This is a genomic window from Caulobacter sp. FV1ye6ST, from assembly GCF_058681225.1.
This window is the reverse complement of sequence record NZ_CM178733.1, coordinates 4,008,093-4,032,173: the sequence shown is the minus strand read 5'-3', so window position 1 is coordinate 4,032,173 and position 24,081 is coordinate 4,008,093. Positions and strand designations below refer to the sequence as shown.

The 24,081-nt window shown below is 68.1% G+C and carries 25 protein-coding genes; 12 read left to right on the top strand and 13 right to left on the bottom strand.

The window, feature by feature from the left end; all coding sequences use genetic code 11:
• Positions 1–60 precede the first annotated feature (60 nt).
• From ACW175_RS19160 to ACW175_RS19140, 5 genes are read right to left on the bottom strand one after another with little or no spacing between them, the layout of a single operon-like run.
• Complete coding sequence (locus ACW175_RS19160; RefSeq protein ID WP_099580679.1) at positions 61–507, bottom strand: MaoC family dehydratase; 447 nt, start codon at positions 505–507, stop codon at positions 61–63.
• Positions 508–564: 57 nt separating this feature from the next.
• Positions 565–1,914, bottom strand: coding sequence for an Nramp family divalent metal transporter (locus tag ACW175_RS19155; RefSeq protein ID WP_492105002.1), 1,350 nt, complete (start codon positions 1,912–1,914; stop codon positions 565–567).
• 50 nt (positions 1,915–1,964) lie between these two features.
• Complete coding sequence (locus ACW175_RS19150; RefSeq protein WP_492101574.1) at positions 1,965–2,981, bottom strand: nucleotidyltransferase family protein; 1,017 nt, start codon at positions 2,979–2,981, stop codon at positions 1,965–1,967.
• A gap of 50 nt (positions 2,982–3,031) precedes the next feature.
• The gene (locus tag ACW175_RS19145; RefSeq protein ID WP_492101573.1) at positions 3,032–4,570 is read right to left on the bottom strand and encodes an acyl-CoA synthetase; all 1,539 of its coding nucleotides are present in this window, start codon (positions 4,568–4,570) and stop codon (positions 3,032–3,034) included.
• Between the two features lie 16 nt (positions 4,571–4,586).
• Entirely contained in the window at positions 4,587–6,254 is a 1,668-nt protein-coding gene (locus ACW175_RS19140) for a GMC family oxidoreductase (RefSeq protein ID WP_492101572.1), read from the bottom strand.
• 230 nt (positions 6,255–6,484) lie between these two features.
• Here ACW175_RS19140 and ACW175_RS19135 point away from each other — a divergent pair, with 230 nt between their 5' ends.
• From ACW175_RS19135 to ACW175_RS19105, 7 genes are all read left to right on the top strand, one after another.
• On the top strand, positions 6,485–7,819 hold the full coding sequence (locus tag ACW175_RS19135; protein WP_492101571.1) for a cytochrome P450: 1,335 nt from the start codon (positions 6,485–6,487) through the stop codon (positions 7,817–7,819).
• A gap of 73 nt (positions 7,820–7,892) precedes the next feature.
• Entirely contained in the window at positions 7,893–8,078 is a 186-nt protein-coding gene (locus tag ACW175_RS19130) for a DUF5808 domain-containing protein (protein WP_492101570.1), read from the top strand.
• A 163-nt stretch (positions 8,079–8,241) separates the two neighbouring features.
• Positions 8,242–9,126 carry a crotonase/enoyl-CoA hydratase family protein gene (locus ACW175_RS19125; RefSeq protein WP_492101569.1) on the top strand — a complete coding sequence of 295 codons (885 nt, stop codon included), beginning with the start codon at positions 8,242–8,244 and terminating at the stop codon, positions 9,124–9,126.
• An 84-nt stretch (positions 9,127–9,210) separates the two neighbouring features.
• Complete coding sequence (locus ACW175_RS19120; protein WP_492101568.1) at positions 9,211–10,431, top strand: DUF2336 domain-containing protein; 1,221 nt, start codon at positions 9,211–9,213, stop codon at positions 10,429–10,431.
• Positions 10,432–10,660: 229 nt separating this feature from the next.
• A complete protein-coding gene (locus ACW175_RS19115) occupies positions 10,661–11,080 on the top strand; it encodes a Ros/MucR family transcriptional regulator (RefSeq protein WP_099582373.1) in 420 nt (139 codons plus the stop codon).
• A gap of 197 nt (positions 11,081–11,277) precedes the next feature.
• Positions 11,278–11,772 carry a motility/cell cycle regulatory protein MopJ gene (gene mopJ / locus ACW175_RS19110; protein ID WP_492105001.1) on the top strand — a complete coding sequence of 165 codons (495 nt, stop codon included), beginning with the start codon at positions 11,278–11,280 and terminating at the stop codon, positions 11,770–11,772.
• 51 nt (positions 11,773–11,823) lie between these two features.
• A complete protein-coding gene (locus ACW175_RS19105; protein WP_492101567.1) occupies positions 11,824–12,738 on the top strand; it encodes an NAD-dependent epimerase/dehydratase family protein in 915 nt (304 codons plus the stop codon).
• Here ACW175_RS19105 and ACW175_RS19100 read toward each other — a convergent pair whose 3' ends face one another.
• Genes ACW175_RS19100 through ACW175_RS19090 form a run of 3 tightly spaced genes read right to left on the bottom strand, consistent with a single transcriptional unit; the run spans position 12,739 to position 14,785 of the window.
• Positions 12,739–13,650, bottom strand: a complete 912-nt coding sequence (locus tag ACW175_RS19100; protein WP_492101566.1) for a ribokinase — start codon at positions 13,648–13,650, stop codon at positions 12,739–12,741.
• A 26-nt stretch (positions 13,651–13,676) separates the two neighbouring features.
• A complete protein-coding gene (gene fliP, locus ACW175_RS19095) occupies positions 13,677–14,477 on the bottom strand; it encodes a flagellar type III secretion system pore protein FliP (protein WP_492101565.1) in 801 nt (266 codons plus the stop codon).
• Positions 14,477–14,785, bottom strand: a complete 309-nt coding sequence (locus tag ACW175_RS19090) for a FliO/MopB family protein (RefSeq protein ID WP_492105000.1) — start codon at positions 14,783–14,785, stop codon at positions 14,477–14,479. Before ACW175_RS19090 ends, fliP begins: the two co-directional genes overlap by 1 nt.
• Before the next feature lie 111 nt (positions 14,786–14,896).
• On the opposite strand from ACW175_RS19090, the gene flgB reads away from it, so the two are divergent.
• From flgB to fliE, 3 genes are read left to right on the top strand one after another with little or no spacing between them, the layout of a single operon-like run.
• Positions 14,897–15,340, top strand: coding sequence for a flagellar basal body rod protein FlgB (gene flgB / locus ACW175_RS19085; protein ID WP_492104999.1), 444 nt, complete (start codon positions 14,897–14,899; stop codon positions 15,338–15,340).
• 11 nt (positions 15,341–15,351) lie between these two features.
• A complete protein-coding gene (gene flgC / locus ACW175_RS19080) occupies positions 15,352–15,771 on the top strand; it encodes a flagellar basal body rod protein FlgC (protein ID WP_492101564.1) in 420 nt (139 codons plus the stop codon).
• A gap of 11 nt (positions 15,772–15,782) precedes the next feature.
• Positions 15,783–16,094, top strand: a complete 312-nt coding sequence (gene fliE, locus ACW175_RS19075) for a flagellar hook-basal body complex protein FliE (RefSeq protein ID WP_099580655.1) — start codon at positions 15,783–15,785, stop codon at positions 16,092–16,094.
• Positions 16,095–16,264: 170 nt separating this feature from the next.
• On the opposite strand, the gene ACW175_RS19070 is transcribed toward fliE, so the two are convergent.
• Entirely contained in the window at positions 16,265–16,423 is a 159-nt protein-coding gene (locus ACW175_RS19070; protein ID WP_492101563.1) for a hypothetical protein, read from the bottom strand.
• Between the two features lie 146 nt (positions 16,424–16,569).
• Here ACW175_RS19070 and ACW175_RS19065 point away from each other — a divergent pair, with 146 nt between their 5' ends.
• A complete protein-coding gene (locus ACW175_RS19065) occupies positions 16,570–17,334 on the top strand; it encodes an ATP-binding cassette domain-containing protein (RefSeq protein ID WP_492101562.1) in 765 nt (254 codons plus the stop codon).
• Positions 17,327–18,874, top strand: coding sequence for a glycine betaine ABC transporter substrate-binding protein (locus tag ACW175_RS19060; RefSeq protein WP_492101561.1), 1,548 nt, complete (start codon positions 17,327–17,329; stop codon positions 18,872–18,874). The genes ACW175_RS19065 and ACW175_RS19060 overlap by 8 nt, the downstream gene beginning before the upstream one ends.
• Here ACW175_RS19060 and hutU read toward each other — a convergent pair.
• Genes hutU through hutI form a run of 4 tightly spaced genes read right to left on the bottom strand, consistent with a single transcriptional unit; the run spans position 18,871 to position 24,075 of the window.
• The gene (gene hutU, locus ACW175_RS19055) at positions 18,871–20,535 is read right to left on the bottom strand and encodes a urocanate hydratase (protein ID WP_492101560.1); all 1,665 of its coding nucleotides are present in this window, start codon (positions 20,533–20,535) and stop codon (positions 18,871–18,873) included. The genes ACW175_RS19060 and hutU overlap by 4 nt on opposite strands.
• Entirely contained in the window at positions 20,532–21,347 is an 816-nt protein-coding gene (hutG, locus tag ACW175_RS19050) for an N-formylglutamate deformylase (RefSeq protein ID WP_492101559.1), read from the bottom strand. The genes hutU and hutG overlap by 4 nt, the downstream gene beginning before the upstream one ends.
• Positions 21,344–22,885: a histidine ammonia-lyase gene (gene hutH, locus ACW175_RS19045; RefSeq protein ID WP_492101558.1), complete on the bottom strand. Its 1,542-nt coding sequence runs from the start codon at positions 22,883–22,885 to the stop codon at positions 21,344–21,346. The genes hutG and hutH overlap by 4 nt, the downstream gene beginning before the upstream one ends.
• Complete coding sequence (gene hutI, locus ACW175_RS19040; RefSeq protein WP_492101557.1) at positions 22,870–24,075, bottom strand: imidazolonepropionase; 1,206 nt, start codon at positions 24,073–24,075, stop codon at positions 22,870–22,872. Before hutI ends, hutH begins: the two co-directional genes overlap by 16 nt.
• Between the last annotated feature and the right edge of the window lie 6 nt (positions 24,076–24,081).

Below are 24,081 nucleotides of genomic sequence, written 5' to 3'. Positions count from 1 at the left end.
ACGCTCCTCGGACCGTTGGACGCTTAGCGCGATTCCGCCGGCCCGAGGGGCGTGGAGAGCTTAGCCGTAGATCACCGAGATCGTCTCGGCCACGCAGGCCGGGCGTTCCTCGCCCTCGATCTCGATGGTGCACTCGTTCTTCATCTGCAGGCCGCCCGACTTGGGCTCGGCGGAGAGCAGCTTCTGGCGCATCCGCACGCGCTTGCCGACGCGGACCATGCCGGTGAAGCGGACCTTGTCGCAGCCATAGTTGATGCCCCGCGTGACGCCCGTGACGCGCAGGATGTCCGCGCCCAGCATCGGGATCAGCGATAGGGTCAGGTAGCCATGGGCGATCGGGCCGCCGATCTCGCGGGTAGCGCGCTCGACGTCGACGTGGATCCACTGGTGGTCGCCCGTGGCCTCGGCGAACAGGTTGACGCGCTCCTGGGTGACCTCGACCCAGTCGGACACGCCGATCTCCTGGCCAACCAGGCTGGCGACGTCAGCGTAGGCGACTTCCTTCATGGTGTTTTCTCTCCCTCGAACAGTTGTTCGGATAGAGACCAGTCCGGGCGTCGCGGGTCAACCGGAGAAGGTCGAAACCACCAGCCAGACATTCGCCGCCGAGATCACCACGAACAGGAACCAAGCCACGATCTTGGTGATCCAGCCATCGGCGAACGGCCCCATCAGCGCCTTGTCGTCGGTGAAGCGCAGCAGCGGCCAGATGGCGAACGGCAGCTGGGCGCTCAGCACCACCTGGGTCAGCACCAGCAGCTTGCCGACCGAGTGCTCGCCCATCGTCAGGACGCCGATCAGCGCCGGGGCGATGGCCAGGCCCCGGGTGATCAGCCGCCGCTGCCAGCAGGGGATCTTCAGGTCCAGGAACCCCTCGAGGATCACCTGGCCGGCGATGGTGCCGGTGAAGGTCGAGCTCTGGCCCGAGGCGAACAGGGCGATGGCGAACAGCACGCCGGCCAGCGCCCCGCCGGTGACGGGGGCCAGCAACTGGTGGGCCTCCTCGATGCCGGCGACTTCCGTCAGGCCGGATACGTGGAAGGCCGAGGCCGCCAGGATCAGGATCGCGGCGTTGATGAAAAGGGCCAGGAGCAGCGAGATGACCGTGTCGATGGTCGAAAGTCGGATCGCCGACCGCTTTCCCGGCGCGTCGGCGGGTGTCACCCGCGTCTGCACGATCGCCGAGTGCAGGTAGAGGTTATGCGGCATGATCGTCGCGCCCAGGATGCCGATCGCCAGGTAGAGGGCGTTGCCCTGCTTCAACGCGTCCAGCGAGGGAACCAGACCCCGCGCCACGTCGCCGGCATTGGGCGGGGCCAGGATCAGTTGAACGAGGAAGCAGATCCCGATCGTCGAGATCAGGCCCAGGATGATCGCCTCCAGCTGCCGGAAGCCCTTGCCCTTGAGGCCCAGCACGATGACCGTGTCCAAGGCGGTCAGCAGCACGCCAGCCCATAGCGGAATGCCCAGCAGCAGCTTGAAGGCCAGGGCGCTGCCCAGCACTTCGGCGATGTCGCAGGCGATGATGGCCAGCTCGGCCAGCAGCCACTGTATCCGCACCGCGCGCGGTCCGAACCGCTCGCGCGACATCCGGGCCAGGTCCTTGCCGGTGACCAGGCCCAGCCGCATCGACAGGGTCTGCAGCACGATCGCCGCCAGGCTGGACAGCACGACCACGAACAGCAAGGACGTGCCGTAGCGCGAGCCGGCCTCGATGTCGGTCGCCCAGTTGCCGGGGTCCATATAGCCGACGCTGACCAGCAGGCCAGGTCCAGCGACCCGCAGCATCCGCTTCCAGGCCGACAGGCCATCGGGCACGGCGACCGCGCCCCGAACCTCCGCCGGACAGAACGGCGCGGTGGCGGTCTTCGGGATCGAGATTCGGGGCAGGCGGGCGAGCAGGGCTGCGAGCATGGCCAAGCGTTACCGTGGATTCGCCGGACTTATAGAACCAAAGGCGTGACTTAGCGCTCCAACGCCGCGCGTGCGGCCTCGGGCAGCAGGCTGACGGCCTCGTCCAGCAGAGTCCGCCACGTCTCGCCGCGCTCGCGGGCCTCGGCATAGGCGTCGCGGAGGGCGAAGGGGTCGTCCTCCGTCAGGATCTCGATCAACTGCGCGGCCTGCAGCCGGTCCTTGAGACCCTTCTCCGGATTGACCTTGCGATCACGGCTGACGATCAGCTTGTGCACGGCGTAGCGGGCTGGGGCGGGGACGTTCACCAGCACGCCGGCGCCATGCAGCATCGCCGTCTCCACCGGCTCGCGCAGCAGATAGTCCATGAAGGGGAGCGGCACGGCGTCGCTGCCCAGGGTGGGCAGGAACGAGGGCTTGTCGCGGGGCGCGCCGCGATTGGTCGTCAGCACGTCGACACGATAGCGCTCGCCCAGGGCGTAGCTGGTCGTGCGAGCGGCGTCGAAGGCGTAGCTGACAGGGCGGAAGCGCGGATCCAGGCCGCGCAGGATGTCGAGCACGGGGCGGTCCAGCTTGTCGTCGACATGTGTGGCGATCCCGAAGTCCTGGGCGATGTCGAGGTCCAGGGTCGCCAGGCTGGTGAGAGGCAGACGGACGGCCAGATGCGCCGCAAAGGTTTGATAGGCGGTTGTGCCGATGACCAGGGCCCGCAACCGGAACGCGCCGGCCTCAGCCAGGGCGGCGGCGATCTCGCCGCTCGTGCGATCAGGGCGGGGCGCGCCCGAGGCGACGATGGCCGCCACCAGTCGGCGACGGTCCTCCACATCGGCGCGGTGTTCGCCATGGCGGGCGATCCGCTCGCGCAGCTCTTCGCTGTCGGGGCCGACATAGACCTGCTTGCGGCTGCTCGCGCCGCCGGTCGGCATTTGGACGTACCAGTAGATCCGGCCCTTCACCGTCTTGGAGACGAAGCTCGACCCAGCCGGAAACTCGCCCAGACGCGCGAGGCGCAGGCGTTCCATCAGTTCCGCGTAGCTGGTGCTGGCCGAAAGCGGCAGGCGCTGGATCATGCAAGCAAGTTATACGCAAATCCAAAATCTGCGTATAACTTTCCCGGGACCTAAACGATCCGGCTCTCGCCCTTGCCCCAGTACGCGTCGCGGATCAGCCGCTTGTAGAGCTTGCCAGTCGGATGCCTTGGCAACTCCGCCATGAAGTCGATCCGGCGCGGGGACTTCACGTGGCTGAGATTGGCGCGGGCGAAGGCCATCAGCTCTTCGGCCAGGGCCGTCTGGTCCTCGGCGTGGTCCATGGGCTGGATGACGGCCACGACCTTCTCGCCCATCTCTTCGCAGGGGGCGCCGACCACGGCGGCGTCGGCGACCTTGGGGTGGGTGATCAGCAGGTTCTCGATCTCCTGCGGATAGATGTTCACCCCGCCCGAAATGATCATGAAGCTCTTGCGGTCGGTCAGGTAGAGATAGCCCTCTTCGTCCGCCCAGCCCACGTCGCCCAGGGTGGTCCAGCCATGCTTGTTGTAGCTCTCGGCGGTCTTTTCCGGGGCGTTGTGGTAGTTCACCGCAGGGCCGTTGGCGAAATAGACCGCGCCCTCGGTGCGCGGTGGGACCAGGTCGCCGGCCTCGTCGCAGATGCGTAGTTCGCCCAGCACCGCCTGGCCGACGCTGCCCTTGTGGGTCAGCCAGTTCTTGGAATTGATCCAGCAGAAGCCGTTGCCCTCGGTGCCGGCGTAGTACTCGTAGATCACCGGACCCCACCAGGCGATCATCTGCTCCTTGACCGGGATGGGGCAGGGCGCGGCGGCATGGACTGCCGACTTCATCGACGACACATCGTACCTGGCGCGGACCTCTTCCGGCAGCTTCAGCATCCGCACGAAGTGGGTCGGGACGAACTGCCCGCAATTGACCTTGTGCCGCTCGATGAGCGCGAGCGCCGTCTCTGGATCGAACTTCTCCAGCACGATCACCGTGCCGCCCAGCTTGTGGACGCTCATGCACCAGCGCAGCGGGGCGGCGTGATACAGCGGGGCGGGCGAGATGTAGATGCTGTCGCCGGAGAAGCCGAATAGGCCCTGGGCCATCATCTGCAGGGCGTTCGGCGCGTCGATCGGACCGCCGTTCAGCGCCGGCTTGACGCCCTTGGGCCGGCCGGTGGTGCCGGAGGAGTAGAGCATGTCCGAGCCGGCGCTTTCGTCGGCGATCGGCGTGGTCGGCTCGTCGGCGCGGGCTTGCTCGAAGTCGGCATAGGCGCCGTGGGTTCCGCCGACCGCGAACAGGGTCAGGTCCGGGACCAGCCGGGCCACCTCGTCGATCAGCGGACCCATGGCGGTGGAGGTGATGAACACCTTCGCCCCGCAGTCCTTCAAGATGTATTCGACCTCGGCGGCGGTCAGCTTGGTCGAGACGCAGACGAAGTAGAGCCCCGCCCGCTGCGCCGCCCAGGCGACCTCGAAGAAGCGGGCGTTGTTCTCCATCAGGATGGCGATGACATCGCCCTGACCAAGGCCCAGCGACCGGAACAGGTGCGCGCCCTGGTTCGAGCGCTGGTCCAGTTGGGCGTAGGTCACGACCTCGCCGGAGCCGGCCATGATGTAGGCGGCCTTGTCGCCTTGGGACTGGGCGTGGAGATAGGGGTGCATGTCCGGGCCTCTCGTCTTAAGCGGCCATGGGCGCGCGGGCGGCCTCGCGGATCATGTCGCTGGCCTTTTCGGCGATCATGATCGTGGGGGCGTTAGTGTTGCCGGACACCAGGCGCGGCATGACCGAGGCGTCGACGACCCGCAGACCCTCGACGCCGCGCACGCGCAGCTGGGCGTCGACCACGGCCATCACGCCCTGGCCCATCTGGCAGGTGCCGACCGGGTGATAGATCGTCGAGCCGGACAGGCGCGCATAGCCCAGGAGCTGCTCGTCGCTGGTGAACTCGCCGCCTGGATTGATCTCGCTCTCTACATAGGGTGACAGGGCGGCGGCCTGGCCGATCTTGCGCGCCCACTTCAGGCCCGCCACGGCGACTTCCTGGTCCAGCGGATCGGCCAGGTAGTTGGCGAAAATGGTCGGGTAGACGCTGGGATCGGCCGACTTGATCCTCACGTGGCCGCGGCTCTCCGGGCGCAGCTGGCACGGGGCAATGGTCAGGCCGGGGGCGTTCTCCAGCTCCATCCTCTGCTCGTTGACCAGCTTGTCCAGGTCCATGGTCGCGGGGAGGATGTGGAACTGGATATCCGGTCCCGCCAGATCCGGACGGGACTTGCAGAACGCGGCGATGTGCGCGGCCGACAGGGTCAGCAGGCCCTTGCGCTGGAAGAGGTAGCGCAGCGCCTCGCCGGCCAGACGGCCGCCCTTGGACTGTTCGTTGACCGAGACCACGCCGGCCTTCAGCCGATAGCGCACGCTCATCACGTAGTGGTCCTGCAGGTTCTCGCCGACGCCTGGCAGGTCGGCCACGACCTTGACGCCGTTGCGGATCAGAAGCTCGGCGGGGCCGACGCCCGACAGTTGCAGCAACTGCGGCGAGTTGATCGCGCCGCCGGCCAGGATCACCTCGCCCCGGGCCTTGGCCACGCGCTTGACGCCGTTCTGGGTGAACTCGACGCCGACGGCGCGCTTGCCCTCGAACAGCACCTTGCCGGCCAGGGCGTTGGTCTCGACCCGCAGGTTGGGACGGTTCATGGCCGGGTGCAGGTAGGCCACCGCCGCCGAGCAGCGCTGGCCGTTCTTGACGGTCAGCTGATAGTAGGTCGCGCCCTCCTGGGTCGCGCCGTTGACGTCGTCGTTGCGCGGGATGCCCGCCTGCTCGCAGGCCTCGATCACCGCGTTCGAGATCGGGTTCTTCTCGGTGACGTCCGAGACGTTCAGCGGACCGCCCGTGGCGTGCCAGTCGCTTTCGCCGCGTTCCTGATGCTCGGCGCGGCGGAAGTACGGGGCCACGTCGTCCCAACCCCAGCCCTCGCACCCCAGCTGCCGCCAGCCGTCATAGTCGGCGTGCTGACCGCGGATATAGAGCAGGCCGTTGATCGAGGATGAACCGCCCAGCACCTTGCCGCGCGGCCAGACGTGGGTGCGGCCGCCCGTGCCGGGGTCCGGCTCGGTCTGGTAGAGCCAGTTGACCTTGGGATCCTTCAGGGTCGACGAGTAGCCGACCGGGATGTGGATCATCAGGTTCGAGGCGAACTGCGAGAGGTTCTTGGTCGGGCGGTCGTCGCCGCCGGCCTCCAGCAGCACGACCTTGAACCGGCCGCCTTCCGACAGTCTTGCCGCCAGCACGCAGCCAGCCGAGCCCGCGCCCACGATGACGTAGTCGGCCTCGATGATCCCGGTCATCGTCTCTCTCCCCAGAGCGCGCTTAGACGCGCTCGTTCTTTTTTTGAGATCAGAGCCCTTCTGTTCAGAAGGGCTCCGGAACAGTCCCGCGTGTGCTCCGCGTGATCGATGTTCAGTTGGCAGGATGCGCCTAGCTTCGGCGATCGCGCAAGTTGCCGTCGCGGCGCCGTTTCTCCAGCGCGTTTCCAGGGTATCGTCGTGTCAAAGAACGATGCTCTGGGAGACGCGTGATGGATTTGATCAGCCAGACGGTAGTGGACGGCATCGCCGGCCCCGGAGCCCCGCCGACCTATCCAACTCTCAGCGGCGTCGACCTCGCCGACATCTTCCGCTTCACCAAGGGCCAGCCCTGGGCCGACTTCGCGCGGATGCGCACCGACGCCCCGGTCATGTGGCACTCCGAACCCTATGGCGGACCGGGCTTCTGGGCCCTGACGCGCTATGATGACGTCCAGCGGGTCAACGGCGATCCGGCGACCTTCTCGTCACAGCGCGGCGGCATCCTGATGTCGATGGGCTCGCCCGAGAAGCGCCACGCCCTGCTGTTCCGGGCGTCCATGGACACCATGATCAATCTCGACGCGCCGCATCACCTGCAGCTGCGTCGCGAGCACATGCCTTACTTCACCCCGGCCTATCTGCGCGGTCTGACCGAGCGGGTGCGGGCCGAGGTGACGCGGCTGCTGGACGCCATGGAGCCGCTGCTGGCCGATGGCGCCGAGATCGACCTGGTCGAGCATTTCTCGTCGCACCTGCCGCTGTTCACCCTGTGCGAGATCCTGGGCGTGCCGCCCGAGGATCGGCCCCGGTTCCTGAAGTGGATGCACTACCTCGAGCGCGCCCAGGACCTGGCCGTCCAGAATGCCGCCGCCCCCGTCGCCCCGACGCTGGAGCTGATGCAGTTCGTCCAGGACTTCAACATCGGCGTCGAGGAGATGTTCGACTACGGCCGCATGATGCTGAAGAAGCGTCGCGAAGACCCGCAGGAAGACCTGATGACCGCCATCGCGCGGGCCCAGGTCGACGGCGCCCTGCTGGCCGACGAATACCTGGACGGCTCGTGGCTGCTGATCGTGTTCGCTGGCAACGACACCACGCGCAACACCCTGTCGGGCGCGATGAAGCTGCTGACCGAGTTTCCGGACCAGAAGCAGAAGCTGATCGACGATCCCTCGCTTCTCGGCGGCGCGGTCGACGAGTTCATCCGCATGGTCAGCCCGGTGATCTACATGCGCCGCACGGCCACGGCCGACGTCGAGGTCGACGGCCAGCTGATCCGCGAGGGCGAGAAGGTCGTCATGTACTACGGCGCCGCCAACCGCGATCCGGCCATGTTCCCCGAGCCCGACACGCTGGACGTGACGCGGGCCAATGCCAGCAAGCACATCGCCTTCGGCTATGGCCCCCACACCTGCATCGGCAAGCGCGTCGCCCAGATCCAGCTGGAGGAGGCCTATCGTCAGATCCTTGAGCGGTTCCCCGACCTGAGCTGGACGGGAAATATCGAGATCGCGCCGAACAACTTCGTGCATGCGATCAGCAAGCTGGGCGTGAAGCGGGGGTAGGGGCGGGGGCGAGAGGCGCTTTACCGAGTGGGGGGAAGGCATTACAACTCATGGCTTCAAGGAGCCTGGCGCCATGCCGAACGGGTACAATGCTTGGGGTTTCTACAATAACCCCAACGATCCTCGCATTATTGTGCCGAAGATGAACCCCATGATGGGCTGGACCGTCAATCTGGCCCATCGAGAGGCGCGGGTGGCCTTGGTCCTGATGGCCATCCTCATCGTCGCAAGCATCGCTGCATCGATCCTGGTGCGCTGACCTGGGTAGGGTCCCGCCAGCGCCGAACCCGCCAGGCCCAGAGTCCAAGCGACGAATTTTTCAGCGATAGCGCCGTCGCGGCAGCTTGCGGTCGGGTGTGGTTGTTTGCAACGCTGCGCGGGGCATACGATCGTTTGAAAACGACCTCCAGGGAGACCGCGCCATGTCCAACCCCACCTTCGAGACCCTGCTCTACGACGTTGAGGACGGGATCGCGACGATCACCCTGAACCGTCCAGAGCGGATGAACGCCTTCACCGCCCGGATGATGAAGGACCTGCTGGAGGTGCTGGACGTCACCGACGCCGACGACGCGGTGAAGGTGGTGATCATCACCGGCGCGGGCCGGGCGTTCTGCGCCGGAGCCGACCTGGGCGGCGGAGGCGCCACCTTCGATCGCACCTCGCCCCAGGCGCTGGAGCGGGAAGAGGGCAAGGTCGGTGACATCTATCGCGACGGCGGCGGCCGCGTGACCCTGCGGATGTACGACAGCCTCAAGCCCATCATCGGCGCGATCAACGGCGCGGCGGTCGGCGTGGGCGTGACCATGCAGCTGCCGATGGACATCCGCCTCGCCTCCACCGAAGCCAAGTTCGGCTTCGTCTTCGCCCGTCGCGGCATCAACCCGGAGGCCGCGTCCAGCTGGTTCCTGCCGCGCCTGGTGGGCCTGCAGACGGCGCTGGAGTGGTGCTACACCGGACGTGTCTTCCCGGCCTCCGAAGCGCTGGAGAAAGGGCTCGTCCGCTCGCTACACGCGCCCGACGAGCTGCTGCCCGCCGCCCGCGCCCTGGCTCGCGAGATCGCCGACAATACCGCGCCCGTCTCGGTGGCCCTGACCCGCCAGCTGCTGTGGCGGATGGCGGGCGCCGCGCATCCGATGGAGGCCCACAAGGCCGACAGCCGGGCGATCCAGTCGCGCGGCGCCTCGGGCGACGCCAAGGAGGGCGTGACCTCGTTCCTGGAGAAGCGCGCGCCGGCTTATCCGAACAAGGTCTCGGCCGACCTTCCGGACATCTGGCCGGAATGGGAAGAGCCCCAATTCCGCTAAGTGTGTTCCGCTAAGCGCGTTGAGGTGAGTTTGTCGCGGGCTTCGCTCACGGCTCGTTAAGCACGATCTGGTCTTGTCGTTGCGATGAGCGAGCCCGCGTCCCTGTCGTTTCCCGAGCCGGAGGCCCCCCGGGCCGCGCCGCGCTCGCGCTCGGCCCTGCTGAAGCGGCTGGCCGACGTCGTCTGCCTGCCGACCAGCCGGATCAACGCCTTCGAACGCTCGATGACCGCCGATTTGCTGGTCGAGATGCTGCGCGACGCCAATGTCGGCGAGCGCGAGAAGGTCGCCCGCCGCCTGGCCATGCTGGTCGAGATCCCGGGCGTGCTGGCGCGCCTGCTGATGCGCGACGAGCTGCCGGTGGCCCGCGCCCTGCTGGTCGAGGCCGAGAAGCTGTCGGACGCCGACCTGATCGCCTGCCTCTACCACTCGACCACGGATCACCGCCGCCTGATCGCCAAGCGGCGCGGGGTCAGCGAGGTGGTCGCCGACGCTTTGATCGATATGGGCGAGGCGCCCGTGGTCGAGACCCTGCTGCGCAACGAGCTGGTCAAGTTCAGTCACCAGGGCGTCGAGAACATCGTCGCCATCACGCGCGACGCCCAATACCTGATCCCGCTGCTGCTGCGCCGGCCCGAGCTGCGGCCCAGCCACGCCTACGTGATGTTCTGGTGGGCCGACGCCGAGGCGCGCAAGACGATCCTCCAGCGCTTCGCGGTGTCGCGCGAGATCCTGCAGGACGCGGTCGGCGACGTCTTCGCCCTGGCTTCGGCCGAGGGCTGGCAGGACCCCTTGTCGCGCAAGGCCTTGCAGTTCATCGAGCGCCGCCAGCGCAACCGCGCCGCCATCGCCAAGAGCCCCTACGACAGCCTGGACGAGGCGGTGGCCGCCGGCGAGGCGGGGATCACCCGCGAGATCGCCGAGGAGATCTCGTATCTCTCGGGCCTGAAGCCGATGACCGGCGCCAAGATCTTCACCGATCCGGGCGGCGAGCCGCTGGCCATCCTTTGCAAGGCCACGGGCCTGCCGCGCAAGTGCGTGCGCCAGCTGTGGCGCGGCCTGCGCCGCCGGGAAGTCGACTCCAGCGGAGCGACCGACCACGCCCTGGACCGGGTGCTGACCGTCTACGACGCCATCGCCGTCGATCGCGCCCAGACGGTGCTGCGCTACTGGAACTGGTCGCTGACCTCGGCCCTGACGCCGGCCCTGCTGAAGGCTATTCGCGATGGCGACGAAGCCGCCGTCGACGAATACTCGGCGCCGCAGCGCGCGGCGATGCTAGCGCTGTCGCGCGACTTCGGTCGATAGTTTCGGGATATCTTTGATATCTCAACGTGTTCGCTGGACGTCGTTCAGGACTCAATATGCGGGACACGACCTCTGACCGGTCATGTCCATCTCACGAACACTGGAATATTACGTACGATCTCTTTGTAGAGGCCGTATTGCCCGGCGCCTGCAATCTTTGTATGCACGCCTCGACTGATCAAGGAATCAGCCGCATCAACAAAAAGATTTGTCGACGGGCGAGGCTATGATGGAAGATCAATCGAACCTGATCGAGATGACCGCGGGTATTGTTTCAGCCTATGTTGGCAATAATGTTGTCGGCACGGCTGACCTTCCCGCGCTGATCCAGCAGGTCCACGCCGCCCTCGCCACCGTCGGTTCGCCGGCGGCCGAGCCCGCCCCGGCTCCGAAAGAGCCCGCGGTCGCCGTCAAGAAGTCGATCACCCCCGACTTCCTGATCTGCCTGGAAGACGGCCGGAAATTCAAGTCGCTGAAGCGCCACCTGCGCACCAAGTACGACATGACCCCGGAAGAGTACCGGGCGAAGTGGAACCTGCCCAAGGATTACCCGATGGTGGCGCCGAACTACGCCGAGGCGCGTTCTAACCTCGCCAAGCAGATGGGCCTGGGCCAAGGCGGCCGCAAACCCGCCCGCAAGACGAAATAGCCGAGTCGGAACAAAAGCTTGGCCTTGGGGCCATTCCGAAGATCCTCGCGCCCGTCGTCCGAACCCGGACGGCGGGCGTGTTCGTTGGTGATTGACTCTCCCCGGGAATCTTGTCGCGCGACATGTTTTTCGCTTGCCGCCGATTCGTTCCTTAAGCGATAGTGAATCGAAGTGATTCCAACGACTTGTTAAGGACTCTGAAGATGTCCGCGCAACTGAGCGCATCGGCCACGGCGGCCCGCGCTCACCAGGAGATGTTCGCCTACTGGGCGTCCCTCCGCCGGGGGGCGAGCCTCCCCGCGCGCGTCGACCTGCATCCCACGAGCATGAAGCGGCTGTTGCCCACGGTCAGCTTGATCGACGTCGTCAACCAGCCGCGCGACTACCGCCTGCGTCTGGCCGGCACCGGCCTCTACGGCGTCTATGGCCGCGAGATCACCGGCCGGATGATCGGCGACGTCTACAACAAGGACGCCTTCGACTACTGGCGCCGGGAGTTGGACAAGGTGGTCGACGAGCGTCGCCCCGGCGTCGGCGTCCACAGCCTGGCCTGGCGCGGCGCCCCGCACATGTCGATCCTGTGGCTGCGCCTGCCGCTGGCCAGCAACGGCAAGGACGTCGACATGATCCTCGGCTACGACGCCGTGGTCGGCTCCGCCTCGGAAGGCTTCTCGGGCATCCGGGCGGCTTAGGGTCGTCTTTCAGACGTTGACGATTCCGCGCGAGCGATCGACGCTCGCGCCATGACGGTGCTCGTGCTCGGCGCGACGGGGTTCATCGGTCCCCATGTCGTCCGTTCCCTTCAGGCCGCGGGCCGCGAAGTCCTAGGCGTCAGCCGGGAACTCGGCGTCGATCGTCGCGACGTTGCGGCCGTGCGGACCCTTGTTCGAGATCGCCGAGTGACGGAAGTCGTCGATCTCCTGGCCTTTACTGAAGCAGATACCCTACCGCTGCTCGACGCTCTGGACGGCGAGGTCGGGCGCTGGGTCATGGTGAGTTCCTGCGACGTCTACCGCAACTACGAGGGCCTGCACCGTAAGGCCGCACCGGAACCGATCGCGATGCTGGCCGAGGATGCGCCGCTGCGGAAGACGCGCCATCCCTACCGCGTAGATCCGCTCCGGCGGGCGCAAGCCGAAGACGCCTGGCTGGATGCCTATGACAAGATACCGCTGGAAATGGCGGTAAGGATGCGGCCAGATCACGTGATCCTTCGCCTGCCTATGGTGTTCGGACCGGGCGACAGGCAGCGCCGATTCCGGTGGTTGCTGAAGCCGATGATGACGGGCTCCAAATCCCTTAGAGTCGATCCAGCCTGGATGGCCTGGCGGACAAGCTACGGCTATGTCGAGGACGTGGCCGATGCCCTGGCGACGGCCGCCCTGCATCCTGACGCCACCGACCGGACCTTCAATCTCGGCTTGCCCGACGCGCCGGATCACGGCGTCTGGATTGATCGCTTCGGCAAGGCGCTGCGCTGGACGGGCGCGGTGGTCGATACGCTCGCGCCTTCGGACGGTCCGCTGAAGGCGCTGGACCTGTCTTATCCGCTGGTTGTCGACACCCGCGCCTTCCGCGAGGCCTGCGGCTGGCGCGAACGGACGCCGCTCGATGTGGCCCTGGAGCGCACCATCGCTGACGAGCGTGCTCGGAGCTGACTACCCCTCCAGGAACGCCTCGACCTCTCGCCGGCTCGGCATCGACGGCGCGGCGCCGGCTTTCTGAACCGAGAGGGCCGCGGCGGCGTTGGCCAGCTCGACGGCCTCGCGCAGGTCCATGCCGCCCGCCAGGGCCGCGCACAGGCTGCCGCAGAAGCAGTCGCCGGCCCCGACGGTGTCGATCGCCTTGACCTTCTTGCCCTCGACCAGGAACGCCTCGTCGCGACGGACGGCGGCGACGCCGGCCACGCCCAGGGTGACGATGATCGTCTGGTCCGGGCGGCTCATCAGCTTGCGGGCGGCGACCGAGACCTCTTCCAGGCGCGACGGCTCGCGGTCCAGCTTCGCGTAGCTGGCCAGTTCGGTCTGGTTGACGATCAGGATGTCGGTCAGCGGGAACAGGGCCGCGCCCTGCGGCAGGGCCGGGGCGGCGTTCAGAACGCGCAGCGCGCCCTTGGCCGCGCCCAGGCGGAACAGGGCCTCGATGGCCACGGGCGGGGTCTCCAGCTGGCACAGCAGCACCCGCTGGCCCTCGATCGCCGTGGCCGCGACATGCTGGCCGGTGACCATGGCGTTGGCCCCCGCCGTGACGACGATCATGTTCTCGGCGTTGTTGGCGACCCAGACGTGGGCCTGGCCGGTCGGCACGCCTTCCAGCGCCATGACGTCGGCGACCTGCACGCCATAGCCGGCCAGCTTGGCCTTGAGGCCGAGGCCGCTGTCGTCGCCGCCCACGGCGCCCATCAGCCGGGTGGGCACGCCCATGCGCGCGGCGGCGACCGCCTGGTTGGCGCCCTTGCCGCCCAGGAACAGTTGAAGGGAGGTGCCCGCCACGGTCTCGCCGGGTCTTGGCAGGTCGTCGACCCGCGCCACGGCGTCCAGATTGATCGAGCCCAGGACAAAAACAGTCATGTCGTATGTCTTCTAGCTAAATACGCCTAACCGCCGCCGCCGCGCTGGAAGCTCTCCACCAGGCTGCCCGCGACGAGTCGCCAGCCGTCCACTAGCACGAAGAAGATCAGTTTGAAGGGCAGGCTGATAGTCGCGGGTGGCAACATCATCATGCCCATGCTCATCAGCACGCTGGCCACGACCAGATCGATGACCAGGAACGGGATGAACAGCAGGAAGCCGATCTCGAACGCGCGCTTCAGTTCGGAGATCATGAAGGCCGGCGTCACGACCTTCATCGGCAGGTCCTGGGCGTTCTTGGCCTGCGGGACCTTGGACAGGCGGACGAACAGGGCCAGGTCCTCGCGGCCAACCTGCTTCAGCATGAACTGCTTCACCGGCCCGCTGGCCTGGTCGAAGGCTTCTGGCAGCTCGATCTGGTGGTCCAGCAGCGGCTTGATGCCGGCGTCGTAGGACTTCTCGAAGGTCGGCCCCATGACGATGGCGGTCAGGAACAGGGCCAGACTGATGATCACCGGGTTGGGCGGACTCTGCTGGATGCCGATGGCGGTGCGCAGCAGGCCCAGCACCACCACGATCCGCACGAACGAGGTGGTCATGATCACGATCGACGGGGCCAGCGACAGCACCGTCATCAGGCCGACAAGCTGGACGACCCGGTCGGTCAGGCCCGCGCCGGTCCCCAGGTTGATGTTCACGGCCGACTGGGCCATGGCCGCGGCGGGCATCACCCCGAAGGCGATGGCGGCCAGCACCGAGATGATCGCGGCGCGGCGGAGATCCTCCGGCCGGGCGCCCGTCACGGTCTTGATCAGGTCGCGGATCATCAGGCCACGGGCTCCGAGGCGGGGGCGGGGACTTCGACGACGGGACGCGGCCGCGGAATCCAGTCCAGCAGCTTGCCGTCGCCCAGCAGCACCATGCGCTCCTCCCCGTCCAGGCTGACCACCACGAGCCGGCGGGTCGGGTCGAGGGCCAGGCTCTCGACGATCCTCAGGCGGCGGTCTTGCCGGGCGGCGATCACGCGGCCGATCGCGTCGGGGCCGTACTTCCGCATCGCCCAGGCGGCCAGGCCGATCAGGCCCAGGGTCACGGCCAGGGCGGCGAGGGCGCGGATGAACTCGATGATGTCGATCATGACCGCCCAAAAGCGAGACAACTTGGCGCAGGCGGAAAGCCTCGCTGCCCCTGGTGTGCCTGAGGGTTCTTAATGCCGAATTAACCCTGTTTCTTCACCATGATCGTCATGGGTCCGGACGACATTCCTCTCTTCGGCATGCTCAAGAGCCGCCTCGGTTATCTGACCGAGCGCCAGAAGCTCGTCGCCCAGAACGTCGCCAACGCCGACACGCCCGGCTACCGACCTCATGATCTCAAGGCCTACAGCTTCCAGGCCTCGCTGATGAACCAGGGTTCGGGCGCGGTCTATCGCGGCGGGCGCGCCGCGCCGACCTCGGGCGTCCAGATGATGGAGACCTCGGCCGCCCACATGGCCCCGTCGAACGCCCCCAGCGCCTGGCGGGCGTCAGCGGGCGTCGATTCGGAAGTCACCCTCGACGGCAACGCGGTGTCGCTCGAGGACCAGATGCTCAAGATGACCGACGCGCGAATGAACTACGACGCGGCGATCAGCTTCTACCAGAAGTCCATGAACATGCTGCGCCAAGCCGCGCGCAAGCCGAACGGCTAGGGGACTAGGCGATGCCCGAGATCAAATCCAACTCGCTGGCGACCATGGCCGTGGCCTCCTCGGCCCTTCGCGCCCAGCAGGGCCGGATGCGGGTCATCGCCGAGAACATCGCCAACGCCAACTCCACGGCGCGCACCGCCGGCGGCGATCCCTACCGCCGCCAGGTCCCGGTGTTCAAGCCGACCAAGGTCCAGGGCGCCGAGGGCGTGCAGATGCTGCGCGTCGACCCGGACCAGACCGACTTCAAGACCGAATACGAACCCGGCAACCCGGCCGCCGACGCCAAGGGCTATGTCAAGCTGCCCAACGTCAACACGCTGGTCGAGGCGCTGGACATGAAGGAGGCGCAGCGCGCCTACGAAGCCAACCTCAACGTGATCGAGACCGCGCGGTCGATGGAATCGCGCACCCTCGACATCCTCAAGAAGTAGAGGGCTAGGCCATGATCACCGCGCTCGCCGCCGCCAAGGCCTATGCTTCGCAAAGCGCGATGGGCGTCGGCTCGATCGGTTCGATCGGCGGCTCCGACAAGAAGGGCATGGACTTCGGCGATATGCTGAAGTCGGCCATGGAAGGCGCGACCAAGACTTCCAAGATCGCCGAACACAAGATCGCCGACCAAGTTGCCGGCAAGGCCGAACTGGTCGACGTCGTCACCGCCATCAGCTCGGCCGAAGCCAGCCTGGAAACGGTGATGGCCGTGCGCGACCAGGTGATCTCGGCGTATCAAGAGATCATGCGGATGCCGATCTAGCGGCGTCTGCTTCGTAGTCCGCCTATACCCCTGACCGCCGTCTTTCGCGCCCTTGTGGCGGGAATAGACGGGATTTGTTGTGAGCGACAAAAAGAAGGGCCGCGATCCTCGCGGACGCGGCCCAGTTCGCTTCGGGGGGAAGTTGCAAACGCTACGCCTACTGAACAAACTCAGAGGTGCAGGAACGCCTTGGCGACCGCGAGCAGGCCGCCCCAGACGATGGCGTTCAGCACCGTCGCGAGCAGAACGGCGAAGCCTAGCGGCCACTGGCGAACAGGCCGGCGGATGGGACGCGGATCGAACGGACGGGCTGGCGACGCGACGGTCATGAGACGCTCCTTAACCATGACCCCATGGTCGGGATTGACTCGGCCCTTGCGAACCGGGCGACCTGTCGCGCGCCGCCTTGTCGCACCCAGGCTTTGCTTCAACGCTTTGGACGGGCGATTGTCGATTCTCGTCGCCTGGAGCTCGCATGACCGAAGCCATCGTCCTCGACCAGGTCAGCAAGACCTACGGCGGCCTGACGGTGCTGGCGCCGACCTCGCTAAGCATCGCCAAGGGCCGCTTCGTCGCCTTGGTCGGCGGCTCGGGCGCGGGCAAGACCACGCTGCTTAAGTTGATGAACGGCCTGTCGACGCCGACCAGCGGCCGGGTGCTGCTGGACGGCGCGGACATCGCCGGCCGGCCAGGGCCGGAGTTGCGGCGCGGCATCGGCTATGTCTTCCAGGAGATCGGCCTCTTTCCGCACATGACCGTGGGCCAGAACATCGGCGTCACGCCGGACCTGCTGGGCTGGACGCCCGCCGAAATCGCCGCGCGCGTCGACGAGCTTCTGGACCTCGTGGCCCTGCCGCGCGAGGTCGCCGGCCGCGCGCCGTCGCAGCTGTCGGGCGGTCAGCGCCAGCGGGTGGGCGTCGCCCGGGCGCTCGCCGCGCGTCCGTCGATCCTGCTGATGGACGAGCCGTTCGGGGCGCTGGATCCGGTCATCCGCGCGGCCCTGGCCGACGACGTCAGGGCGCTGCACGAGCGTCTGGGCCTGACGACGGTAATGGTCACCCACGATGTCGGCGAGGCCCTGCTGCTGGCCGACGAGGTCGTGGTGATGGCCGGCGGCGAGGTGCTGGCTCAGGCGCCGCCTCGGGTGCTGCTGGCGGGCCATGCGGATCCGGTCGTCGCCGAGCTGATCGCCGCGCCGAAGCGGCAGGCCGAACGTCTCGCGGAGCTAGCCCGTGGCTGATCGTCTTTCCGCCGCTCTCGCTGTCCTGCCCGAGCGCCTGGGCTGGCACGTCACCCTGTCGGCTTCGGCCCTGGCCCTGGGCCTGGCCATCGCCCTGCCGCTGGGCATCGCCGCCGCCCGCAGTCCGCGCCTGAAATGGATCGCGCTGGCGACCGCCGGCCTGGTGCAGACCATTCCGAGCCTAGCCCTGCTGGCGCTGTTCTATCCGGTGCTGCTGCTGCTCTCCGGACTGGCGGTGAAGGTGCTGGGCCATGGTTTCCCGGCCCTGGGCTTCCTGCCGTCGCTGCTGGCCCTGACCCTCTATTCGATGCTGCCGATCCTGCGGAACGCGGCGGCGGGCGTGTCGGGCGTCGACCCGGCCGTGGTCGAGGCGGCGCGCGGCGTGGGCATGACAGACCGCCAGAGGCTGTGGCGCGTCGAGCTGCCCCTGGCCGCGCCGGTGATCATGGCCGGCGTCCGCACCGCCGCCGTCTGGACGATCGGGGCGGCGACGCTGTCGACGCCGGTCGGCCAGACCTCGTTGGGAGACTACATCTTCTCCGGCCTGCAGACCGAGGACTGGGTCGCGGTGCTGGTCGGCTGCGCGGCGTCGGCGGGCCTGGCGCTGATCGTCGACGGCCTGCTGGGCCTGATCGAGAGCGGCGTGGCGCGGCGGGAGCCCAAGCGGCTGTGGGCTGGCGGCGCGGGCCTGGCGATCGGCCTGCTGGCGGCGATCGCGCCGCTGGCCGGCGCGGCGCTGTCGCAAGGCCGGCCGGCCTATATCATCGGGGCCAAGAACTTCTCCGAGCAGTACATCCTGGCCGAGCTGATGGCCGGCAAGCTGGAGGCCCAGGGCGCCAGCGTGCGGCGCCGCGTGAACCTCGGCTCGGCCGTCGCCTACCGCGCGCTGGCCAGCGGCGAGATCGACGCCTATGTCGACTATTCCGGCACCCTGTGGGCCAACGTCCTGAACCGCACGGACAACCCGGGCCGGCAGGCGGTGCTGGACGGGCTGAGGACCGAGCTCAAGACCCGCGATGGCGTCGTCCTGCTGGCGCCCTTGGGCTTCGAGAACGCCTACGCGCTGGCCATGCGCCGCGACCGCGCCGAAGCGCTGGGTGTGAAGACCCTGGCCGACCTGGCGGTGAAGGCCCCGCAACTGACCATGGGCGGCGACCTGGAGTTCTTCTCGCGGCCGGAATGGGCGGCGGTGGTCAAGGCCTATGGCCTGAGCTTCAAGTCCAAGCGCCAGTTCCAGCCGACCTTCATGTACCGGGCGCTCGAAAGCCGCGAGGCCGACGTGATCTCGGCCTTCTCGTCGGACGGCCGGATCGCCGCCGACGACCTGGTGCTGCTGAGCGACCCCAAGGGCGCGCTGCCGCCCTATGACGCGGTGATCCTGGTCTCGCCGAAGCGGGCCGGGGATCGGCGGCTGCTGGACGCCCTGACACCGCTGGGCGGCAGCATCGACGTCAAGGCGATGCAGGCCGCCAACTACGCTGTGGATCGCGATACGGGCAAGAAGAGCCCCGCCGAGGCGGCGGGGATGCTGGCGCGCTAGAGAATCCCCGGCAGGTCCAAGCCTTTCTCCCGCGCGCAGTCGATGGCGATGTCGTAGCCGGCGTCGGCGTGGCGCATGACGCCCGACGCCGGATCGTTCCACAGCACCCGCGCGATGCGCTTGGCGGCGGCTTCGGTCCCATCACAGACGATCACCATCCCCGCGTGCTGCGAGAAGCCCATGCCGACCCCGCCGCCGTGGTGCAGCGACACCCAGGTCGCGCCCGAGGCGGTGTTGAGCAGGGCGTTCAGCAGCGGCCAGTCCGACACCGCGTCCGAACCGTCCTTCATCGCCTCGGTCTCGCGGTTGGGCGAGGCGACCGAGCCGGAGTCCAGGTGGTCGCGGCCGATGACGATGGGGGCCTTCAGCTCGCCGCTGGCGACCATGTCGTTGAAGGCCAGGCCCAGGCGATGGCGGTCGCCCAGGCCGACCCAGCAGATGCGGGCCGGCAGGCCCTGGAACTTGATCTTCTCGGCGGCCATGTCTAGCCAGTTGTGAAGGTGGGGATTGTCCGGGATCAGTTCCTTGACCTTGGCGTCGGTCCTGGCGATGTCTTCCGGATCCCCCGACAGCGCCGCCCAGCGGAACGGACCGATCCCCCGGCAGAACAGCGGCCGGATATAGGCCGGCACGAAGCCGGGGAAGTCGAAGGCGTTCGTCACGCCTTCCTCCAGCGCCATCTGGCGGATGTTGTTGCCGTAGTCGACGGTCGGGACGCCGGCGGCCTGGAAGTCCAGCATCGCCTTGACGTGGACGGCCATCGAGGCCCGCGCGGCCTTGTCGACCGAAGCCGGGTCGCGCGCCTTGGCGTCGGCCCACTGGTCCAGGCTCCATCCGGCCGGCAGATAGCCGTTGATCGGGTCGTGGGCGCTGGTCTGGTCGGTCAGCAGGTCCGGGCGGACGCCGCGCTCGTAAAGCGCTGGCAGCAGCTCGGCGGCGTTGCCCAGCAGGCCGACCGAGATCGGGGTCTGGGCGGCGCAGGACTCCGCGATCCAGGCCAGGGCCTCGTCAACGTTGTTGGTGGACTTGTCGAGATAGCCGGTGCGCAAGCGCATCTCTATCCGCGAGGGCTGGCACTCGATGGCCAGGCACGAGGCCCCGGCCATCACCGCCGCCAGCGGCTGAGCCCCGCCCATGCCGCCCAGGCCCGCGGTGAGCAGCCACTTGCCCGACAGGTCGCCGCCATGGTGCTGGCGGCCCATCTCGACGAAGGTCTCATAGGTGCCCTGCACGATCCCCTGGGCGCCGATATAGATCCACGAGCCGGCCGTCATCTGGCCGTACATGGCCAGGCCCTTGCGATCGAGTTCGTTGAAGTGCTCCCAGGTCGCCCAGCGGGGAACCAGGTTGGAATTGGCGATCAGCACGCGTGGGGCGTCGGCATGGGTGCGGAACACACCGACCGGTTTGCCGGACTGCACCAGCAGGGTCTCGTCGTCCTCGAGCCGCCGCAGGGTCTCTACGATCCTGTCGAAGCTCTGCCAGTCGCGGGCGGCGCGGCCGATACCGCCATAGACGACCAGCTCCTCGGGCCGTTCGGCGACGTCGGGGTGCAGGTTGTTCATCAGCATCCGCAAGGGCGCTTCGGTGAGCCAGGATTTGGCGGTGAGCCGCGTCCCGGTGGCGGGGCGGATGACGCGGGTGTTGTCGCGGCGGGTCATGCGTTGCTCCGGGCAAATTGGAGGCAGGCGGAGAGGACGTGTTCGAGCACAGCGCGCAAAGGCTCGGCGCGGTCGGCGTCGAAAGGCGTGGGCCAGGTGTCGGGCGTAGGCGGTTCCGCGGGGTCTTCCATGTAACCCCGGCAGGCCAACTCCATCTGGATGGCGTGGACGCCCGTGCTGGGCTGGCCGTAGTGGCGCGTGGTCCAGCCGCCCTTGAAGCGGCCGTTGGTGACGCGGCTGAGGCCCGACGTATCGCAGGCGGCCTCGACGGCGGCGGTCAGGGCAGGGTCGCAACTGGCGCCGCTGTTGGTGCCGAGATTGAACCGCGGCAGCTCGCCGTCGAACAGGCGCGGGACCCGTGAGCGGATCGAGTGGGCCTCGTACAGCACCACGGTCGGATGGAGCGCGCGCAGGCGGTCGATCTCCGCCCGCAAGGCGGCGTGGTAGGGCTCGAAGTAGCTGGTCCTGCGACGGTCGATCTCGGTCGCGTCGGGTCCGCTGTCGCGATACAGCGGCTCACCGTCGAAGGTGGTGGTGGGGCAAAGCTCCGTGGTCGCTTGGCCCGGATAGAGCGAGGCGCCCGACGGGTCGCGATTGACGTCGATGACCGTCCGCGAGATCGCTGTGCGTACGATGGTCCCGCCCATCCCCTCGGCGAAGGCGTACAGCCGGTCGACCCACCAGTCTGCGTCCTTGCGGGCGAGCCAAGGGGAGGTGAGTTGGGCTTCGATGTCTGGCGGGATGTCCGTGCCTGTGTGCGGCAGGCTGACGACCAGCGGGGCGTCGCCGCGCGCGACCCGCAGCCAGGTCACGCCGTGACCCCCGGCAGCTTGCCCGCCGCTGCGATCACCGCCCCGGATCGCACCAAGGCGTTCGCCGCCTCCAGGTCCGGGTGGAAGTGCCGGTCGTCGTCCAGGTGCGGGACCTGGCTCCGCGTCAGTGCCCGCACCGCCTCTAGGGCCGCGCTGGACCGCAACGGGGCGTGGAAGTCGCAGCCCTGCGCCGCCGCTAGCAGTTCGATGCCCAGCACCGCCGTGGCGTTCTCGACCATGCCCATCAGTCGCCGGGCGCCATGGGCGGCCATCGAGACATGGTCCTCCTGGTTGGCCGAGGTCGGGATCGAGTCGACGCTGGCCGGATAGGCCCTCTGCTTGTTCTCCGAGACCAGGGCGGCGGCCGTGACCTGGGGGATCATGAAGCCGGAGTTCAAACCCGGCTTGGGCGTCAGGAACGCCGGCAGGCCCGACAGCGCCGGGTCGACCAGCATGGCGATGCGGCGCTCGGCGATCGAGCCGATCTCGCAGACCGCCAGGGCGATGATGTCGGCGGCGAAGGCCACCGGCTCGGCGTGGAAGTTGCCGCCCGACAGCGCCTCGTCGGCTTCCGGGAAGATCAACGGATTGTCCGAGACACCGTTGGCCTCGGTCTCCAGCGTCACGGCGGCCTGGCGCAGGATGTCCAGCGCCGCGCCCATCACCTGCGGCTGGCAGCGCAGGCAGTAGGGGTCCTGGACGCGCTCGTCCTCCTTCAGGTGCGAGGCGCGGATTTCCGAGGTCGCCATCAGGTCGCGCAGCGCGGCGGCGGTCTCGATCTGGCCGGCGTGGCGGCGCAGGGTGTGGATGCGCGGGTCGAAGGGAGTGTCGGAGCCCTTGGCGGCTTCCGTCGACAGGGCGCCGGTGACCAGGGCGGACTGGAACAGCAGCTCGGCCTCGAACAGGCCCGCGAGAGCGTTGGCGGTCGAGAACTGGGTGCCGTTGAGCAGGGCCAGGCCTTCCTTGGGGCCCAGCGTCAGGGGCTTGAGGCCCGCCGTCTTCAGCGCCTTGGCGGCCGGCTTGCGCTCGCCATCGACGAAGATCTCGCCGACCCCGATCATGGTCGCGGCCATGTGCGACAGCGGGGCAAGGTCGCCCGAGGCGCCGACCGAGCCCTGGCACGGGATCACCGGCGTCAGGCCCTGGGCCAGCATTTCCTCCAGCATCCGCACGGTCTCGACCCGCACGCCCGAGGCGCCCTGCGCCAGGCTGGCCAGCTTCAGGGCCATCATCAGGCGGATGACCGGGACCGGCGAGGACTCGCCGACGCCGGCGGCATGGGACAGCACGATGTTGCGCTGCAGGGTCTCCAGGTCGGCGTCGCCGATGCGGACGCTGGCCAGTTTCCCGAAGCCGGTGTTGATCCCGTAGACCGGCTCGCCCTTGGCCAGGATGCGCTGCACGGCGGCGGCGCTTTCGGCGATCACGGGCCAGGCCGTATCGGCCAGGCGCGCCGCGACGCCGCGATAGATCGCCTTCCAGTCGGCCAGCGGCACGTCGCCGGGATTCAGAACAAGCTTGGTCACTGGCCTCTCCACACGCGCGCATGGAGCGGGTTGAAGCCCATGCGATAGACAAGTTCGGCGGGACGCTCGACGTCCCAGATGGCGAGGTCGCAGGCCTTGCCGGCCTCCAGCGTCCCGCGATCGTGCAGCAGGCCCAGGGCCCGAGCGGCCTCGCGCGTGACGCCGGCCAGGCACTCCTCGACGGTCATACGGAAGAGCGTGGCGGCCATGTTCATGACCAAGAGCGGCGAGGTCAGGGGCGAGGTGCCGGGATTGCAGTCGGTGGCCAGGGCCATCGCCACGCCCGCTTGGCGCAAAGCCGCGATCGGCGGGACCTTGTGTTCGCGGGTGAAGTAGTAGGCGCCGGGGAGCAAGGTCGCGACCGTGCCCGAGGCGGCCATGGCGGCGATCCCGGCCTCGTCCAGATGCTCCAGGTGATCGGCCGACAGCGCCCCGTAATCGGCGGCCATAGCGGCGCCGTTCAGGTTCGATAGCTGCTCGGCATGCAGCTTGACGGGCATGCCGTGGGCCTTGGCCGTTTCGAACACCCGGCGGATCTGATCGGGTGAGAAACCGATGCCCTCGCAGAAGCCGTCGACGGCGTCGGCCAGGCCCCGCGCGGCGATGGCGGGGATCATCTTCTCGCGGACCAGGGCGATGTAGCCGTCAGGGTCGTCGCGATATTCCGGCGGCAGGGCGTGGGCGCCCAGGAAGGTCGTGCTGATCCCGACGCGGCGGATGTCGCCCAGAGTCCGGGCGGCGCGCAGGCTCTTGATCTCGTCGTCGAGGGAGAGGCCGTAGCCGGACTTGATCTCGACCGTGGTGACGCCCTCGGCGATCAGGGCGTCCAGGCGGGGCAGAGCGGCTTGCACCAATTCCGCTTCCGAGGTCGCGCGGGTGGCGCGCATGGTCGAGACGATGCCGCCGCCGGCCCGGGCGATCTCTTCGTACGAGGCGCCGGCCAGGCGCAGCTCGAACTCGTGGGCGCGGTCGCCGGCGAACACCAGGTGGGTATGCGGATCGATCAGGCCGGGGGTGATCCAGCGCGACTCGACATCGACGGTTTCGGTCGTCTCGAAGGCCGGCGCGGCCTCCGCCGGACCGGCATAGGCGATGCGGCCGTCCTGGCTGGCGATGACCCCGTCCTCGACGATCCCCAGGCCTTCGCGATCCGGGGCGAGGGTCGCGAGACGGGCGTTGATCCACACCCGATCACAGCGCATGAGCCC